Genomic DNA, 17,680 nt, shown 5'->3' on the forward strand with positions numbered 1-17,680 from the left:
ATAATATTACTACTAGTATTCTAGAAAATGTAACGTAAACCTACTTGGGCTTGCCAACGCGATGCCAAACTAGAATCAAAACCAAAGGTTTTAGTTTGGTTACCGTTAAAGGTATAAACTGGTGCGCCAGCATTATCAAAAGTTACACCAATAGGTTGTGTGTTGTTTGGTTGTTGAATAACACCCCAATCTGAATTTAGTAAATTACCAAAGTTTAAAATATCTAAACTTAGTTGAAGCGTGTTTGTTTTATCTTCAGCAACATTAAATTTAAAATCTTGTAATAATTTAATATCCCAACGTCCTCTCCAAGGTGCTAAAGCTCCGTAACGCTCAGCGTATTCACCTCGTCTGTCGCTTAAATAATCATCTTGAGCAATGTAATTCTCTAACGCCTGCGCATCGGCAGTATTAGCAAATTGCATTTGACCAATTTCAGATGATGTTGGTATGTAAATAAGATCATTAATACCACTACCATCGCCATTAATATCTCCACCGTAAGTGTAGTTAAAACGTCCTCCTTGAGCATACTCAAAAAATGTAGAAATTGTAGTAGACCATTTATCACTTCCATACGTCCATTTTTTACTAGCAACACCTATAAAACGGTGTGTATCACCATATTTTGAGTAGTTTAACACATCATTATTTACATTGCCTAAAGCAGGATTTCCGTTAAAGGCATCACCGGTAATTTCAGCTTCAATAGAATTTACGTCTTTGGCATTTAAATAACTATATGCAAGCATTGTATACAAGCCGTTATCAAAGCTTTTTTGAGCTTTTAAAGAGGCATTCCAAATTCTACCTTTATCAGAATTTGTCATAACATACGCGTTACCATTTACAACTTCTCCCCAAGGTAATGTAGCTTTTGCGTGGTCTGCATCTGCATAAACAGCTCTGTTATCAACTCCTTGTAGTTGGCCAGTTGGCTTATTTAATCCCCAATTTTGCACATGCACACCGTTAATATCTTTGGTGTATGATACATCGGCAGTTAAAATAATACCGTTTTCTAATTTTTTATCAATACCTAAATTAGTTCTCCAAACTTGTGGAAATTTAAAATCGGGATCTACCGCTTGGTAGAAAAATGCATCAACACCACTTACTTGGTTACCAATCCATACAAATGGGAAACGCCCAGTAAATATACCTGTACCACCACGTATTTGTAATGAGCTATCGCCATTAACATCATAATTAATACCAACTCTTGGAGAAATTAACCAATCGTTACCTGGCATTTGAGTAGAATCTATTAACAAAGGCTCGCCAGTATTAGGATCAAAATATTGCGTGTCTGGTAAATAAATTTCACCATTATCAGTATCAATAAAATTTTGTGCTTTATCTGCGGTATCAAAAAATAGTGGTTTATCAAAACGGATACCGTAGGTTAATTTGAATTTATCATTTACTTCCCATTCATCTTGTAAATAAAATGCTAATTGGCCTACATTAGTTTCAGCAAGTAACCAACCACCATCTGTTCCTTCTGGTTGCGCATTTCTTGCATTAAAAGTAGCTTGTGCTGCTGCAAAATCGTACGCAGCGGCATCAAATTCGTTAATATCAACACTTCCAAAAACATCAAAACCATAACCTTTTAAGTTGAAGGAGTTATCAAACTCAAATTTTTCAAATGAAAAACCAACAGTGTAAGTATGGTTTCCTTTAAAAAAGTTTAAGTTATTGGTTAACTGAATTACTTTTTGGTCTAATTTATTATTTATTGAAAATGGCTCGTGACCTGCAACAATGTATGGCGATCCATCTTTAAAAATATTAATTACTGGTGCTGGTGTTGAAAACGGATTTCTAAAATCATTAAAGTGTGAATACCCAACTTGTAATTTATTTGTAACACTTTCTGAGACTGTTGAATTTAACTCTAACTGCACCGAATTTAACTCATTAACTTGCTCATAACCTGAGTTTTGAAATTGAAGTGTAGAAGCACCAGGACCACGTGGATATATAGCCGATGGATGCGCAGGTTTTTGCTGCGAAGCATCTAAAAAGTTATAAATTAATGCTAAACGGTTTTTATCGTTAATATTCCAATCTAATTTAAAAATACCTTTAGTAGATTGTGATGCGTGTGTAAAATCTTGATAAGCTCCAGGATCATAACCTTGTGCTAAAAGCGCATCTCTAACCGCTATTAAATCACTTTCTAAAACTCTAGATTCATTAATACCACTAGCGCCAGTGTTTGGTACCCAGCCGTTGGTTCCTAAATCATCTCTATCATCTTTTTCAAAATTTGCAAAAAAGAATAATTTATTTTTTATTATTGGTCCGCCAATACTTACACCGTATTGCGTTTGGTTTAAATCTGGACGCGTAACATCTTCACCTTTAATTTTTTTACCAGTCATTTTTTCATTTCTGGTAAACCCATAAACAGTACCATGAAATTCATTGGTACCACTTTTAGTAACAGCGTTTACAGAGGCTCCAGTAAAGCCAGATTGTGTTACATCATACGGCGCTGTAGATACTTGGATTTGATCAATAGCATCTAACGAAATTGGTTGTGCTCCTGTTTGCCCACCAGGTGTTGCTGCATCTAAACCAAATGGATTGTTAAAAATAGCCCCGTCTAATGAAAAGTTATTAAACTGGTCATTTCTACCACCAAATGAACCTCCACTTGCTGTTGGTTCTAATCGTGTAAAATCTGCTTGCGATCTTGAAATTGTTGGTAATCTTGTTAATTCTCTTCTACCTACACTGGTTTCTGCACCTGTACGGTCACTACCAAAAGTACCTGTACCGCCAGAACCTTGAATTACCACAGCATCAAGCTGTTGACTGTCTTCAGCTAAGGTAACATCAATATTTTGTGTTTTACCTAGGGTTAAAAACACATTGTTAAATGTTTGTTCTTGGTAGCCAATAAAACTTACAGTAATGGTGTAAGGCCCACCTACTCTTAAATTTAAAAGGTTAAATCTTCCATCAAAGTTTGTAGCTGCACCATACTTTGTACCTGTTGGTGTATGAATAGCAACAACATTGGCCCCCGGAAGTGGCTCTGAACTGCCATCAACAATAAGGCCTTTAATGTTTGATGTTGTTACTTGAGCAAAACCAAGTAAACTACAAAACAAGAAGAAAATTAAAGTAGTTGATTTTTTCATGTGAATTGTTTTAAAATGAGTTAGTCTATTATGCATGCATAGTAAACATGCAGTACAAAATTACTAAAAAAAAAGGCTACTCAGTTGAGTAGCCTTTTTTTATGATAATATTTTATTAACTTTTTGTTAACATTAATTTGCTTGTGCAACAACCTCAAAAGGTAAATCTACAGATACTTCTCTGTGTAAACGCACAACAGCATTGTATTTACCTAAACGTTTTACGTTACCACCAATTACATTGATGAATTTTTTATCAATTGTTTGACCTTCTTTTTCTAAGGCAGCAGCAACATCAATATTATTTACAGAACCAAATAATTTATCGCCTGCACCTACTTTTGATGCTATTTTAATTTCTAATGCTTTTAATACTTCAGCTGTAGCATTGGCATCATCAATAATTTTCTTTTCTTTAAAAGCTCTTTGCTTTAAATTTTCAGCTAATACTTTTTTTGCTGAAACGGTAGCTAAAATAGCTTGACCTGTTGGAATTAAAAAGTTTCTACCGTAACCGTTCTTTACTGTTACAACATCGTCTTTAAATCCTAAATTCTCAACGTCTTGTTTTAATATAAGTTCCATTGTTATCGGTATTTTACTTTAATAAATCTGCTACGTATGGCATTAAAGCTAAGTGACGTGCTCTTTTTACAGCTACAGACACTTTTCTTTGGTACTTTAATGAAGTTCCTGTTAAACGTCTTGGTAAAATTTTACCTTGCTCGTTTACAAACTTTAATAAGAAATCTGGATCTTTATAATCTATATATTTAATACCAGATTTTTTAAATCTACAGTATTTCTTTTGTTTGTTAGTTTCAATGTTTAACGGTGTTAAATATCTAATTTCACCGTCTTTTTTTCCTTTTGCTTGTTGATCTAATGATGCCATAATTAAGCTTTTTGTTTAAGTTTTTCTCTTCTTCTTTCTGCCCAAGCTACTGCGTGTTTATCTAACGATACAGTTAAATAACGCATAAAACGCTCATCACGTCTAAACTCTAATTCTAAATCTCCAATTACTTCACCGGCAACAGTGTACTCAAATAAGTGATAAAAACCACTTTTCTTGTTTTGAATTGGGTAAGCTAATTTTTTTAGTCCCCAATCTTCTTTTGATATCATCTTAGCACCTTTAGAAACAAGAAAATCTTCGTATTTCTTTACTGTTTCCTTTATCTGATCTTCAGATAAAACGGGATTCAAGATGAAAACAGTTTCATAATGATTCATAATAAATCTATTTTATTGTTAAAAAATTGGCTGCAAAAATAAATAATATTTACATATAAAACAACAATAATTTCATTATATTGTGACGCAGAATATTTTTGTTAAAATTATGTTAAAAAATGTTGTTTATCGATGTTTTTTGGTGTTTACCGTAATTTTTTGTACTATTGTCGATATCTTAACCGAAATAATAAAATGTTATGACTTTAAACTGTGTAGTAGTAGACGATTCAGCAATACAACGTCTGTCTATTGTTAAGCTTGTTGAAAATCACCCTTCGCTTAATTTAATAGCAGAGTACAGTAGCGCTTTAGAGACTAAAAATGGACTGAATACGCACCAAGTAGATCTTATCTTTTTAGATATTGAAATGCCAGTATTAAACGGATTTGAATTATTAGACGTATTAAACAAAAAACCGCAAATTATTTTTGTAACCGGTAAAACTGAGTATGCTTTTAAAGCATTTAACTATGATGCTACCGATTATTTGCACAAGCCAATAACTAGAGAACGCTTTAATGCTTCTGTAGAAAAAGCTTTAGAACACCACCGCTTATTAATGAACCAAAACGAAGAAGAGGGTGAGCACATCTTTGTTAAAAGTAACCTTAAAAAGCGTAAAGTTTATATAAAAGACATTAAATGGATTGAAGCTTTAGGTGACTATGTAAAATTAGTTACTGAAGAAACCAGCTTAGTTGTACTTTCTACAATGAAAGCTTTTGAAGCTGAATTACCAGAAGGTAAATTTTTAAGAATCCATAAGTCTTATATTGTTAACCTTGATAAAATTGACAGGTTTAACAGCAAAAATGTTGAAGTTGGCGCTTATGAAATTCCTTTAAGCCGAAACAAAAAAACACAACTTGTTGATGCTTTAAATAATATTTAAGCGAACAACAAATATATGAATGAAATCCCGTTTAACTTCGAGATAAATTCAATTACGAAATTTGCACGCAAATTTCTATTTCACTAAAAGTTATCAACATTTAAGATTACTTTAACCGACCGAAAATCTTTTATACTAGAGAAGCTATTGTTTATTTTAATAATAGCTTCTTTTGTTTTTGATAACGATTGCTTTTTAGGAATTTTAACTAAAATGTTTTTGTGATATTGGTTTCTTATTCTTGCTACAGGCGGTGCTTCTGGCCCTAAAACATTTGTATTAAATAATTGCCTAAGTGATTTTGCAAACCAAATAGAGGCGGTTTCAACCCTATTATAATCTTTATGTTTTAATGTAATTTTTATTTGTTTGAAAATTGGCGGATATTTAAAATTATAACGCTCATTCATTTGCTCATTAAACATATCTACATAACTATTGATAGATACCTGCTGTAGTATGTTATGGTACGGGTTGTATGTTTGTATTAACACTTTACCCCGTTTTTCGGTACGTCCTGCCCTACCAGCTACTTGCACCATAAGTTGGTAGCTGCGTTCATGCGCTCTAAAATCAGGGAAATTCAGCATGTTATCGGCATTCATAATACCAACTAAATTTACATTTCTAAAATCTAAACCTTTGGTTAGCATTTGTGTACCTACTAAAATATCAATTTCTTGTTGTTCTAAAGCGGTTATTATTTTTTCGTAACCAAATTTACCTCGTGTGGTATCTAAATCCATTCTAGCAACATTAGCCTCTGGAAATAATTGCTTTACTTCAGTTTCAATTTGTTCAGTACCAAAGCCTTTACTATCAATATCTGGACTACCACAGGCCATACAAGTTTTAGGCATAATTACAGCATAACCACAGTAATGACAGCGTAATTGGCTTCTGTATTGATGATAGGTTAAACTTACATCGCAATTTGGGCATTGTGGTGAATGCCCGCAGGTATTACACTCTACAATTGGCGAATATCCACGTCGGTTTTGAAATAAAATGACTTGCTTTTTTTCATCTAAAACTTCGGTTATTTCTTCAATAAGCCTATCACTAAAATGCCCTTTCATGCGTTTACGTTTGTGCTTATCTTTAATATCAACCAATTCAATATCTGGCATAAGCACATTATTGTAACGGTGCATTAATTCAACAAAACCATATTTATTTTGTTTTGCGTTAAAGTAACTTTCTAAACTTGGTGTTGCAGAACCTAATAGTGTATTTGCTTTATGTAATGCGGCCAAAACTATAGCTGTATCTCTAGCATGATAACGTGGTGCCGGATCAAATTGTTTGAAAGATTGCTCATGCTCTTCATCAACTAAAATTAAGCCTAAATTGTTAAATGGTAAAAATATTGATGACCTAGCGCCTAACACTATTTTTGATTTTGCTGAAGCATTTAAAACGTTATTCCACACCTCAACACGTTCATGATTTGAATATTTTGAATGAAAAATAGCCACTTGGTCTCCAAAATAATTTTGTAGCCTACTTACTAATTGCGTTGTTAACGCTATTTCTGGCAATAAATACAAAACTTGCTTGCCTTCTTTTAAAACATTTTCTATAAGTTTTACATAAATTTCGGTTTTACCAGATGATGTTACACCATGCAGCAAAGTAACTTTATGTGTTTTAAAACTTTGGTTTATCTCGTTTAAAGCTGTTTGTTGATGGTTGTTTAGGTGTTTTGAAGCTTCATTATCATCATCACCATCATATTGTACTCTATCTGTTTGAATGTGGTATTCTTGTAAAACACCTTTATCTATTAATGTTTTTATAATTGCTGAAGATGCGCCACTAACCTCTGTTAAATCGGTTGCTTTTACAGGCTTTTTTGTTTTGGCCGACAATGAAAATAAACTTAGCACAACTTCTTTTTGTTTGTGTGCTCTTCCTAAATCTTCTAATAAATTTTGAAGCTGATTATTAGATGTATAATTTTCATGTAATTTAACATAGCGTACTAATTTTGGTTTATATTTTTCATACACTTCTTCTTCAACAATAATAGCCTCTTTTTCAATGAGTTTTTTTATTACTGGTAGTACATTTTTTTTATCTAAAATATTAGAAATATCATGTATTTTTAAAGATGATTGATGGTGAAGCGCTTCATAAATTAAAAACTCATCATCTTTTAAAATAGTTTCATCTATTTTATTTTTATTGTTTTTTGTAATTATAGTTTCGCTTTCTAAAATAAATGCACTTGGTAAGGCTGCGCGTAAAACATCACCTAATGTACACATGTAATACGTAGAAACCCATTGCCATAATTGCAGTTGAATATTATTTACTATTGGCTTTTCATCTAAAATTTGATGAATTTCTTTGGCCTCATAAGCCGTTGGTGCTTGGTTGTGAATTTTAAAAACCAACCCAGTGTAAATTTTGGTTTTACCAAAAGGCACTGCAACACGCATACCTGCTTTTAAAAAAGTAGATTCGGCTTCAGTTATACTATATGTAAATAACTTTTGAAGTGGTACGGGCAAAATAACATCAATAAAATACTGCATTAAACGCCTTTTTTAAGTTTGTTTAACGACGCGTTTAACTCATAACCCAACAGCAAAATATTTGCATTTAACCAAAGGTAAAACAGCAATATTAACAAAGCACCAATAGAACCGTAAAGCTTATTATACTGTCCAAAATTTTCAATATAAATACCAAACAAATATGATGAAAGCATAATTAATAATGTTGTAAAAATTGCGCCCACAGAAAAGAATTTTGAATTTCGGCCTTCGTGGGTTCCAAAATAATACAATGTTGCTGTTGCTAAATATATCATGGCCACAAAAAATAAATATTGAGCAAAATTTGCCCAAAACACATTTTGAGCATCAACGGCAAAAGCATTTAATAAACCTTGCACTACATATATTTGAAAATACCCTAAAAAGGCAATAGTTAGTATTAACAAAAACGCTAAAATTAGAGCTATACCTAAAGCGTATAAATATTGCTTAAACACATTACGTGTAAGTTGTTCATGGTAAGAATTTTCAAAACCAGAAAACACTGCATTTACACCATTTGCCATTAAAGCAATTGACAATACAAATACAGATGATAATAACCCACCACGTTGTGATTGGTCTATGTTTTCAAAAATATTATTTATAAAAAAATCGGATGTGTTTGGTGGTAAAAACGACTCTAAAAACACTAAAAACTCACCTTTAAAACCCTCAACAGGAATATACGGTATAATAAACAGTACAAATAACAAAAACGGAAAAAGTGCCATAAAAAAACTAAAAGCAATAGCACTTGCTCTGGTTGTTAATGCCCCTTTAACTATACCTATAATGTAAAGCTCTAACAAATCATAAAACGATAAGCCTTCTAAACCAGGTAGCTTAACTTTTTTTAAAAACCGCATTAAGACGTTTAATAGAGGTATTTTTTCTAGTTTGTCTTCAATGGGTTTACTCATATAACTTTGTATTTAGCTTGTAATACAAAGTTATTAAATTTATAATTGCAGATATAAGAATATTTAGGTTAAAACTACAATTATTACATAGCTTTTAAACTCAAATCCATGTTATGAACGGAGTGTGTTAAAGCACCGCATGATATGTAGTTTACGCCACACTCTGCATAATGCCTAATGGTAGTTTCGTTTATATTACCAGAAGATTCTGTTAAACACTTATCGCCAATTAATTTTACCGCTTCTCTGGTATCTTCATAATCAAAATTATCAAGTAAAATACGGAAAACACCATCATTCCTAAGTATTTCTTCAACCTCAATAAGATTTCTAGCTTCAACCATAATTTTTAAATCTCGGCCCGTTTCTCTTAAATAAAGTTTAGATGTTTCAATGGCTTTTGTAATACCACCAGCAAAGTCTATGTGATTATCTTTAAGCATAATCATATCATATAATGCAAACCTATGGTTTTCACCACCACCAATTTTAACGGCCCATTTTTCTAATACTCTAATGCCTGGTGTTGTTTTTCGAGTATCTAAAATTTTGGTGTTTGTGCCCTTAACCAAATCAACAAAATGCCTTGTTTTTGTGGCAATAGCACTCATACGTTGCATTGAATTTAGCACGGTACGCTCTGCTTTTAAAATGGATTGCGAAGGGCCTTCAACATACATTACAACATCACCAAACTTAACCTCTGTACCGTCTTCAATGCGTACATCTAACTTTAAGTTTTTATCAACGTAGGCAAATATTTTCTTTGCAAAATTTACCCCTCCAATAATACCTTTATCTTTTACTAAAAGTTTTGCACGCCCACGAGCGTTTTCTGGGATACAGGCTAAAGAACTATGATCGCCATCTCCAACATCTTCTCTAATGGCATTTGCAATTATAGATCTAACTTCTTGGTCAAACTGCTCTTGTGTAATCATATTTTTTATTGGTTTCGCACAAAAATAATAAATAGATTTACTTTTTTAAATTTTAGATTTATGAAATTTTTATTTTTTCTGATTTTAAATAAAGATTTCTTAATTAACAAACGCTATTTTTATTATTATGACTATAAGCCTTATTGCCATTGGAAAAACCGACAACAACCAACTACAAATACTTATAAATGAATACATTAAACGTCTTGGGTTTTATATAAAGTTTTCTTTTGAAGTGATTCCAGACATTAAAAACACCAAGCATTTAAGTGAGGTACAACAAAAGCAAAAAGAAGGTGAACTAATTTTAAGTAAAATTTCAAACGCCGATACTTTAATACTTTTAGACGAAAATGGTAAGCAATTTACCTCGGTTAATTTTGCTAATTACTTACAAAAACACATGAACTCTGGTGTTAAAAATGTAGTATTTGTTATTGGTGGCCCTTATGGTTTTTCAGAAGATGTTTATGCTAGAGCCAACGGAAAAGTATCCTTATCAAAAATGACGTTTTCGCACCAAATGGTACGTTTATTTTTTATTGAGCAGCTATATCGTGGTTTTACAATATTAAAAAATGAACCTTACCACCACAGATAATCTGTTGGCGGTAAGGTTATTGAAAAACTATTAATAATTATGAAAAACTTGTTTGCGTTTTTTAAGCTGAATTTGTAAATCTTTAATGGTTTCTTTTACAGCTTCTTCGTAATTTTCTTCGTTTGAACTTGCAAAAATTCGGGGTCCTGGTGCACTTAATTCTATTTTACATATTTTGCCTTTAGTTTTGGCATTATGTTCTACTTCAAAATGTACTTGTGCACCAATTATCCATTCATATTTTTTATGAAGGTTATTTAATTTTTCGGTTACGTACTGGTTCATAGCATCACTTGTTTGCATATGAACATATTGAATGTTTACTGTCATAATTCTTTCTTTTTTTATAAGTATAAAATTAAAAAGAATGTTACAGATAAAAGATGAGATTTGTCATGTAAAAATACTGAGGCTTTTACATTTTAAAGTGAATTTACTACACGTTAAATTTTACCATTTTCGTGCAATTGGGTTAAAATAGCTCTTAACTGCCCAGGGCTTACTGGTTTTATAATATAATCTGAAATTTCACTGATACTTTTTGCTTTTTCAATATCAATAGGATCAACAGATGAAGACACCATGTAAATGGTTATTTTTTTACCAACTTTAGGTTTTATTTTTATGTATTCTTCCATAAACTGAAAACCGTCCATAATTGGCATATTTATATCTAGTAAAATAACATCGGGTAATTCTTTTTCATTATTTAAATTATCAATTAAAAAATCAAAAGCTTCTTCGCCATCAGAAAAAATGGTAACATTTTCAGCAATTTCAATAGATTTTAAAATTTTTGTTATTGTGAATTGGTATATTTCATCATCATCAACTACACATACATTTAAAGCGCTATTCATTTTTGTTATATTTAAAAGGTTATTATAAATGTTGTGCCTTCATTTACAGCGCTTATTGCCGCTATTGAACCACCCATTGTTTCTATTTGTACTTTAGTCATAAATAAACCAACGCCTTTTGCGTTTGGATGCCTATGGAATACTTTGTTTAATTTAAATAATTTGTGCCCGTGCTTTTTTAAATCTATCCCCAGGCCGTTATCTTTAAACTTTAAAACCACTTTACCTTCAACTAGCTCTGAACTCACGTGAATTTCTGGGGTTCTATTTTTTGCACTATACTTTATGGCATTCTCAACTAAGTTAAGAAAAATACTTTCTAAGTATATCTTGTTGTATGATATTTTGTTTACTTGTGAAAAATCATCGGTTATAATTGCATTTTTCTCAGCAATTTGTGCCGCTAGCACCTCTTTTGTTCTATTTAATGTTTCATCAAAAAACACTGTTTTAATTACAGCTTTATCGTTTTTAGCTTTTAAGGCTTCAACTAAGGTGCTTAAAGTTAATGTTAAATGACCTATTACTTTTTCAAACTTACCAAACAAAAGTTGTTTTTCTTCATTATCTTCAGCAGTATTATATAAATCTAAAAGTGCATTTAAATTACTTACTGGTGCGCGTAAATTATGCGAGGTAATTTGAACAAAATCTGCCAACTGGGTATTTTGTTTTCCTAATTTATCTGCTAAAACCTCAAGGTTTTCCTTTGATTTTATTAAACGTGTTTCTGCTTCTTTTTGCACAGATATGTCTCTTATAGCAGCCGAGACTAATAAACCTTCTTCTGTTTCTAACGGACTTATGCTTAGTTGCACAGGAAACTCTTCTCCAAACCTATTAATACCATAAAACTCTGAGGTTTCTAATAAATTTATTGATTTTGGATTTGTAAAAAAACCTTGTGTGTGTAATTTATGTTTTTTACTAAAACGTTTAGGTATTAACACATCTACAGGTTTATTTATGAGTTCGCTAGGGCTGTAACCAAACAATTTTTCAGTTTGTTTATTTATAATTTGAATTTTGCCCTCGTCATTTATAATAACCATTGCATCGGGTGCAGATTCTAGCAAGCCTCTAAATTTTAGTTCTGCCATTCTTTGAAGCGTAATGTCTTGGCATGTTCCTAAAACTTCAAGAATATTATTATGCTCATCTAACTCAATTTCACCTCTAACTTGCAGTGTTTTTAAATTGCCATTAGGCATTACAATTCTATATATAATTTCACTGTTTACAATTTTATTTTCTAAAACTGTTTTTATATGTAATTTTAGTCTATCTACATCATCAGGATGTGCTCTTTCTAAAATAGTATTTAGCGTAGGGTTTTGCACACTATCATTAACCCCCATTATTTTATACATACTTGTAGACCAACGCATTTTATTGGTTTCTTGGTTAAGTACCCAATGCCCCATCATGTTTATTTCTTCGGCTTGATTTAGAAGTGTATTTTTTCGTAATAATTCTTGCTCAGTATTTTTTGACTTGGTTATATCTTGAAAAACACCAAAAACCCTAACACATTCACCCAATTTAAACTCTGCTTGTCCAATGGCTCTTACCCATTTTAAGTTGCCTTTTTGGGTAATAATTTCTAACTCTACATCATAAGGTTCTCCAGTTTCAATAGTATTATTTACAACTGCTGTAATAGTATCTCTACTTTTTCCTTCTTTGTAAAAATTTATAGCGGTATTTAATTCTGGAGTAAAATCAATAGGAACCTCATGTATTTGGCAAACCATTTTGCTCCAATACACTGTTTGCTTTACTAAATCTAGCTCCCACGCGCCTATTTTTGCTACTCCATTGGTATTTTCTATAATTTCTTCGGCGCGTTTTTTTTCTAAACGTTGTTTGCGCTGTTCTGTAATATCGCCGGTGTACATTATAAGGCCGCCTATTGCTCCATCGGCTTTAAACCATGGCCTTACCTCCCAGAAAATCCACTGCACAGTGCCATCCTCTCTAACAAAAGGAGCCTCATCACAAGCATCAACAGCACCATTTAAACATTCTTGGTGCTTTTTTTTCCAATCGTCTCCAATTTCAGGAAACACCTCGTAATGCGATTTTCCTATTATTGTTTCTCCTTCTTTTTTGTAATCTTTTTTCCATTTTTGCGATACTGCTATATACACCATATTGGTATCTAACATAGCTATAGATGTGGGAGCTTGTTCTATTAATATTTTATTAAAACGTTCTTGTATTTCTATATCGGTTTTCAATTTTGAAACCTGAGATAAATTACCTTTAATTTTTTGCTTAGTAAATGCAATTTCTTTTTGAGCCTTAATTAATTCTTTATTTTTTTTAATGAATTGCCTAAATAAAGGCCCAAGTATTAATAAGAAGCAACCTATTACAATGACACCAGACATAATTGCCAAAAACCAAACAGTATGCATTAAACCATTTAAATTATTTGATGCTTGTTGCTCTAAATTTTGCGATAATTTTATAATTATTGCTTCATATTTGCTTTTGGCTATATTAATAGTATTTAATGAGCTTGATATAACTTCTTTATTAGGGTAGTTAATAACGTTATTGGTTGATGAAACTATACTATTAAAATATAGCTTGCTTTGTTTTAGCAGAGTTGCTGAAACATCATTGTTTTGTTGTAAATTAATATGATTAGTTAATAAACTTTGAGTACTTTTAAATTGTTTTAAAGCTTTTGCTAAACTTGGTATTTCATCAAAATTATTAGAAGTTGCTACACTTTTTTGCAGCGTAATTATTGTTTGAGATATTTTTTTACTTAAAACTATTTGCTGATTAGCGCTTGTTATAAGTGCATTGTCTTTTTTTCGTTCACTAATATTCCCATCAATAATTAGTAAAACTATTATTAACACCAATATTTTGGTAACAATAAAAAGGAGCGCCCCTTTTCTAATTTTATGTTGGGTATTAATCATATCTGCTTTAATTTAAAACTAAAACAGCAACTTACCTTCTTCTTAAATAAAAAAAATTAAAAGTATTTTATAAATTTCAACCCAAATATTAAAATTGCATTAAAAAACTAACAAAAAAGTTGAGAGGATTTTTTTGTTAGAAAAACTTTACTTTTAAAGCTACAAAGATATTTAAAAAAACATATAGTTTTATAAATAAAAACATCATTATTACTTTAAAAATCAAAACAATGAAACTCGTTTTTGCAACAAACAATTTAAACAAACTAAAAGAAGTACAAGCTTTATTACCTAACCATATTACACTACTTAGCTTAAAAGATATTAATTGTTTTGAAGATATACCTGAAACCCAACCAACCATAGAAGGCAATGCCAAACAAAAAGCCGAATACATTAAAAACAACTACAATTATAATTGTTTTGCTGATGATACAGGCTTAGAAACCGAAGCTTTAAATAGTGCACCTGGTGTATATTCAGCAAGATTTGCTGGCCCACAAAAAAACGCCGAAGACAACATGACTAAGTTGCTGCAAGACTTAAACAACAACACTAACCGTAATGCGCAGTTTAAAACTGTTATTGCATTAAATTTAAATAATAAAACAGAAACATTTACCGGTATTTGCAAAGGGCAAATTACCCAAGTAAAACAAGGAGAAAAAGGCTTTGGTTATGACCCCATTTTTAAACCCAATGGCCACAACAAGACGTTTGCTCAAATGGATTTAACTACCAAAAACCAAATTAGCCACAGAGGTAAAGCTATTAATTTGTTAGTTGAATTTTTGTCAACCATAAAATAAACCACACAAAAACCACCATGCCTATTGGTTGTTAATTTTCTTTATGTTACCTTTAATCTATGATGACAGCCGAAGAAATTGAAATAGAAAATGCAGCAATTACAAAAGCCTACAAAGAGCTTTTAAAGGTAAGCTACACCACGCTTTCTGATGACGATAAAAAACTTATAAGAAGCGCTTTTGAAGTAGCTCTAGATGGGCATAAAAACCAACGAAGAAAATCTGGCGAAGCCTATATTTTTCACCCTTTAGCAGTTGCAAAAATTGTAGCACAAGAAATTGGTTTAGATGGCACATCAATTGCCGCTGCCTTACTGCACGATGTTGTTGAAGACAGCCCCGATTACAATATTGAAGACATTGAAAAACGCTTTGGCAAAACAGTTGCCACCATTGTAGATGGGCTAACAAAAATATCGTCTTTAAGTAAAGAAAAAGACATGGATGTGTCTTTACAAGCAGAAAATTTTAGAAAAATGCTGCTTACTTTAAACGATGATGTTAGGGTAATAATTATAAAAATTGCCGATAGGCTTCACAACATGCAAACCATGGACTCTATGCGTCCAGACAAGCAAGAAAAAATAGCCTCTGAAACCCTATATATTTACGCACCATTAGCGCACAGAATAGGGCTTTATAATATTAAAACCGAACTTGAAGACCTTGGCTTAAAATACACCGAGCCCAATACCTATTATGATATTTTAGGTAAAATTAAAGAAAGTAAAGAAGAACAAGACAAGTATATTGAGCAGTTTAGTGATGTTATAAAAAAATCATTAGACAAAGAACTTTTTAATTACACCATAAAAGGAAGACCTAAATCTATTTTCTCTATTAAAAGAAAAATGGTAAAACAAGGGGTTTCTTTTGATGAAGTGTATGATAAGTTTGCTATTAGAATTATATATAAAAGTGATGTTGAAAACGAAAAGTTTTTTGCATGGAAAATATACTCTATTGTAACTGATCATTTTAGGCCAAACCCAACACGATTGCGTGATTGGATTTCATCTCCAAAAACCACGGGGTATGAAGCATTACACATTACCGTTATGGGCCCCAAAGGGCGTTGGGTTGAAGTACAAATACGAAGCGAACGCATGAATGAAATAGCCGAAAAAGGCTATGCTGCACACTACAAATACAAACAAGACAGTGAAAAAGAAGACAACCTTGACGCTTGGATTAATCGTTTACAAGAAGCACTTGAAAACCCCGAAACCAATGCGGTAGACTTTGTTGAGCAGTTCAAACTAAACCTATATTCAAAAGAAATATTTGTTTTCACACCTAAAGGCGATTTAAAATCTCTACCAAAAGGTGCCACCGCACTAGATTTTGCTTTCAATATTCATACTGAAGTTGGCATGAAAACCCGTGGCGCCAGAGTTAATGGTAAATTAGTACCACTTAGCCATGAGTTAAAAAGTGGCGATCAAGTAGATATTTTAACCTCTGAAACCGCAAAACCAAACCCCAACTGGTTAGATTATACCTCAACCGCCAGGGCTAGAAGTAAAATAAAATCGGCTCTAAGAGAAGACAAAAAACGCATTGGCGAAGAAGGAAAAGAAATTTTAAGGCGCAAATTAAAACAACTTAAAATTACATTAAACGAAGCATCAACCAATGAGCTTGTTAACTATTTCAAACTAAAAACAAGTTTAGATTTATTTTATAGAATTGGCAATGGTAGTATAGACAATACCATGCTAAAAAACTTTGCATCATCTAGAAGCAATGCCTTAATGAGTTTTATTAAAAATAAAATTACAAGAAAGGCCACTGTTAAAAAAGATGATATAGAAAAAGAAGACGTTGCTGTAAGGTATGATTCTTTAGTTTTTGGTAAAGAAGAAGAAAAATTAGACTATAAATTAGCCAATTGTTGTAACCCAATACCTGGCGATCCTGTTTTTGGTTTCTTAACAGTTTCCGATGGCATAAAAGTTCACAAAAAAAACTGTCCAAATGCAATAAGCCTACAATCTAACTACGCCTACCGCATTATGCCAGCAAAATGGGTAGACTCTACACAACAAGAATTTTTAGGTAAAATAGTTATCACCGGTATAGATAATATGGGCTTAGTTAATGAAATAACTAAAATAATTTCATCTAACATGAATGTAAATATGAAAAGCTTAAATTTTGAAAGTAATGATGGGCTTTTCACAGGAAAAATAAACCTTGTAGTTAAAAATAACAACACCATAAAAAAGCTTATTGAAAAACTAAAAAAAATTAATGGTATAGATAAGGTTACTAGAGTGTAAAAAAAGTGTAAATTTGCTCCGGAAAAATTATGAGTGCAAAAGCAGATAATAAAAATCAAGAAATAGTTAAAAGCGTTTTTACCAGCTTTTTAGAAAGTAACGGGCACAGAAAAACACCTGAGCGTTACGCTATACTTCAAGAAATCTATAACAACGAAGAACATTTTGATATAGAATCTCTATATCTAAATATGAAAAACAAAAAATATAGAGTTTCTAGAGCAACATTATATAACACTATTGAACTACTTTTAGAGTGCGGTTTGGTTAGAAAACACCAGTTTGGGCAAAGTCAGGCGCATTATGAAAAATCGTATTTTGATAAACAACATGACCACGTTATTTTAACTGATACTGGCGAAGTTATAGAGTTTTGCGACCCAAGAATACAATCAATAAAAAAAACCATAGAAGAAGTTTTTGATATAGAAATAAACAACCATTCGCTTTATTTCTACGGAAACAGAAAATCAACTAAATAACTATTTTTTTACA

The 17,680-nt window shown here is 31.8% G+C and carries 15 protein-coding genes; 5 read left to right on the forward strand and 10 right to left on the reverse strand.

Annotated features, from left to right (window positions below):
- Positions 1-20 precede the first annotated feature (20 nt).
- The 4 genes from ACXAG4_RS00405 to rpsF form a co-directional block, all read right to left on the reverse strand.
- The gene (locus ACXAG4_RS00405; protein ID WP_475294111.1) at positions 21-3,155 is read right to left on the reverse strand and encodes a TonB-dependent receptor; all 3,135 of its coding nucleotides are present in this window, start codon (positions 3,153-3,155) and stop codon (positions 21-23) included.
- Between the two features lie 132 nt (positions 3,156-3,287).
- On the reverse strand, positions 3,288-3,740 hold the full coding sequence (gene rplI / locus ACXAG4_RS00410) for a 50S ribosomal protein L9 (protein ID WP_475294112.1): 453 nt from the start codon (positions 3,738-3,740) through the stop codon (positions 3,288-3,290).
- 13 nt (positions 3,741-3,753) lie between these two features.
- Positions 3,754-4,050 (reverse strand): 30S ribosomal protein S18, encoded by a 297-nt coding sequence (gene rpsR / locus ACXAG4_RS00415; protein ID WP_147131009.1) that lies wholly within the window; start codon positions 4,048-4,050, stop codon positions 3,754-3,756.
- Between the two features lie 2 nt (positions 4,051-4,052).
- Positions 4,053-4,391 carry a 30S ribosomal protein S6 gene (gene rpsF, locus ACXAG4_RS00420; protein WP_147131011.1) on the reverse strand — a complete coding sequence of 113 codons (339 nt, stop codon included), beginning with the start codon at positions 4,389-4,391 and terminating at the stop codon, positions 4,053-4,055.
- Positions 4,392-4,591: 200 nt separating this feature from the next.
- Here rpsF and ACXAG4_RS00425 point away from each other — a divergent pair, with 200 nt between their 5' ends.
- Entirely contained in the window at positions 4,592-5,287 is a 696-nt protein-coding gene (locus ACXAG4_RS00425; RefSeq protein WP_147131013.1) for a LytR/AlgR family response regulator transcription factor, read from the forward strand.
- An 83-nt stretch (positions 5,288-5,370) separates the two neighbouring features.
- On the opposite strand, the gene priA is transcribed toward ACXAG4_RS00425, so the two are convergent.
- From priA to nadC, 3 genes are all read right to left on the reverse strand, one after another.
- Complete coding sequence (priA, locus tag ACXAG4_RS00430) at positions 5,371-7,827, reverse strand: replication restart helicase PriA (protein WP_475294113.1); 2,457 nt, start codon at positions 7,825-7,827, stop codon at positions 5,371-5,373.
- A complete protein-coding gene (locus ACXAG4_RS00435) occupies positions 7,827-8,753 on the reverse strand; it encodes a YihY/virulence factor BrkB family protein (RefSeq protein ID WP_475294114.1) in 927 nt (308 codons plus the stop codon). The genes priA and ACXAG4_RS00435 overlap by 1 nt, the downstream gene beginning before the upstream one ends.
- Before the next feature lie 83 nt (positions 8,754-8,836).
- On the reverse strand, positions 8,837-9,694 hold the full coding sequence (gene nadC, locus ACXAG4_RS00440; RefSeq protein WP_475294115.1) for a carboxylating nicotinate-nucleotide diphosphorylase: 858 nt from the start codon (positions 9,692-9,694) through the stop codon (positions 8,837-8,839).
- A 127-nt stretch (positions 9,695-9,821) separates the two neighbouring features.
- On the opposite strand from nadC, the gene rlmH reads away from it, so the two are divergent.
- Positions 9,822-10,295 carry a 23S rRNA (pseudouridine(1915)-N(3))-methyltransferase RlmH gene (rlmH, locus tag ACXAG4_RS00445; protein WP_475294116.1) on the forward strand — a complete coding sequence of 158 codons (474 nt, stop codon included), beginning with the start codon at positions 9,822-9,824 and terminating at the stop codon, positions 10,293-10,295.
- A 30-nt stretch (positions 10,296-10,325) separates the two neighbouring features.
- Here rlmH and hpf read toward each other — a convergent pair whose 3' ends face one another.
- The 3 genes from hpf to ACXAG4_RS00460 form a co-directional block, all read right to left on the reverse strand.
- On the reverse strand, positions 10,326-10,625 hold the full coding sequence (hpf, locus tag ACXAG4_RS00450; protein ID WP_475294117.1) for a ribosome hibernation-promoting factor, HPF/YfiA family: 300 nt from the start codon (positions 10,623-10,625) through the stop codon (positions 10,326-10,328).
- A 113-nt stretch (positions 10,626-10,738) separates the two neighbouring features.
- Positions 10,739-11,155: a response regulator gene (locus tag ACXAG4_RS00455; RefSeq protein WP_475294118.1), complete on the reverse strand. Its 417-nt coding sequence runs from the start codon at positions 11,153-11,155 to the stop codon at positions 10,739-10,741.
- Between the two features lie 11 nt (positions 11,156-11,166).
- Positions 11,167-14,094 (reverse strand): PAS domain-containing sensor histidine kinase, encoded by a 2,928-nt coding sequence (locus ACXAG4_RS00460; protein WP_475294119.1) that lies wholly within the window; start codon positions 14,092-14,094, stop codon positions 11,167-11,169.
- 230 nt (positions 14,095-14,324) lie between these two features.
- Here ACXAG4_RS00460 and ACXAG4_RS00465 point away from each other — a divergent pair, with 230 nt between their 5' ends.
- From ACXAG4_RS00465 to ACXAG4_RS00475, 3 genes are all read left to right on the forward strand, one after another.
- Positions 14,325-14,903 carry a non-canonical purine NTP diphosphatase gene (locus ACXAG4_RS00465; RefSeq protein ID WP_475294120.1) on the forward strand — a complete coding sequence of 193 codons (579 nt, stop codon included), beginning with the start codon at positions 14,325-14,327 and terminating at the stop codon, positions 14,901-14,903.
- Positions 14,904-14,965: 62 nt separating this feature from the next.
- Entirely contained in the window at positions 14,966-17,185 is a 2,220-nt protein-coding gene (locus tag ACXAG4_RS00470) for a RelA/SpoT family protein (protein WP_475295225.1), read from the forward strand.
- A gap of 29 nt (positions 17,186-17,214) precedes the next feature.
- Entirely contained in the window at positions 17,215-17,667 is a 453-nt protein-coding gene (locus ACXAG4_RS00475) for a Fur family transcriptional regulator (RefSeq protein ID WP_147131029.1), read from the forward strand.
- Positions 17,668-17,680: the final 13 nt, after the last annotated feature.

It is taken from the genome of Seonamhaeicola sp. ABD4_175 (assembly GCF_056160885.1).

What these genes read in the sequence shown, in the direction of transcription:
- ACXAG4_RS00405 (WP_475294111.1), bottom strand. Translation starts at nt 3,155, where the DNA reads ATGAAAAAATCAACTACTTTAATTTTCTTCTTGTTTTGTAGTTTACTT.
- rplI (WP_475294112.1), bottom strand. Translation starts at nt 3,740, where the DNA reads ATGGAACTTATATTAAAACAAGACGTTGAGAATTTAGGATTTAAAGAC.
- rpsR (WP_147131009.1), bottom strand. Translation starts at nt 4,050, where the DNA reads ATGGCATCATTAGATCAACAAGCAAAAGGAAAAAAAGACGGTGAAATT.
- rpsF (WP_147131011.1), bottom strand. Translation starts at nt 4,391, where the DNA reads ATGAATCATTATGAAACTGTTTTCATCTTGAATCCCGTTTTATCTGAA.
- ACXAG4_RS00425 (WP_147131013.1), top strand. Translation starts at nt 4,592, where the DNA reads ATGACTTTAAACTGTGTAGTAGTAGACGATTCAGCAATACAACGTCTG.
- priA (WP_475294113.1), bottom strand. Translation starts at nt 7,827, where the DNA reads ATGCAGTATTTTATTGATGTTATTTTGCCCGTACCACTTCAAAAGTTA.
- ACXAG4_RS00435 (WP_475294114.1), bottom strand. Translation starts at nt 8,753, where the DNA reads ATGAGTAAACCCATTGAAGACAAACTAGAAAAAATACCTCTATTAAAC.
- nadC (WP_475294115.1), bottom strand. Translation starts at nt 9,694, where the DNA reads ATGATTACACAAGAGCAGTTTGACCAAGAAGTTAGATCTATAATTGCA.
- rlmH (WP_475294116.1), top strand. Translation starts at nt 9,822, where the DNA reads ATGACTATAAGCCTTATTGCCATTGGAAAAACCGACAACAACCAACTA.
- hpf (WP_475294117.1), bottom strand. Translation starts at nt 10,625, where the DNA reads ATGACAGTAAACATTCAATATGTTCATATGCAAACAAGTGATGCTATG.
- ACXAG4_RS00455 (WP_475294118.1), bottom strand. Translation starts at nt 11,155, where the DNA reads ATGAATAGCGCTTTAAATGTATGTGTAGTTGATGATGATGAAATATAC.
- ACXAG4_RS00460 (WP_475294119.1), bottom strand. Translation starts at nt 14,094, where the DNA reads ATGATTAATACCCAACATAAAATTAGAAAAGGGGCGCTCCTTTTTATT.
- ACXAG4_RS00465 (WP_475294120.1), top strand. Translation starts at nt 14,325, where the DNA reads ATGAAACTCGTTTTTGCAACAAACAATTTAAACAAACTAAAAGAAGTA.
- ACXAG4_RS00470 (WP_475295225.1), top strand. Translation starts at nt 14,966, where the DNA reads ATGACAGCCGAAGAAATTGAAATAGAAAATGCAGCAATTACAAAAGCC.
- ACXAG4_RS00475 (WP_147131029.1), top strand. Translation starts at nt 17,215, where the DNA reads ATGAGTGCAAAAGCAGATAATAAAAATCAAGAAATAGTTAAAAGCGTT.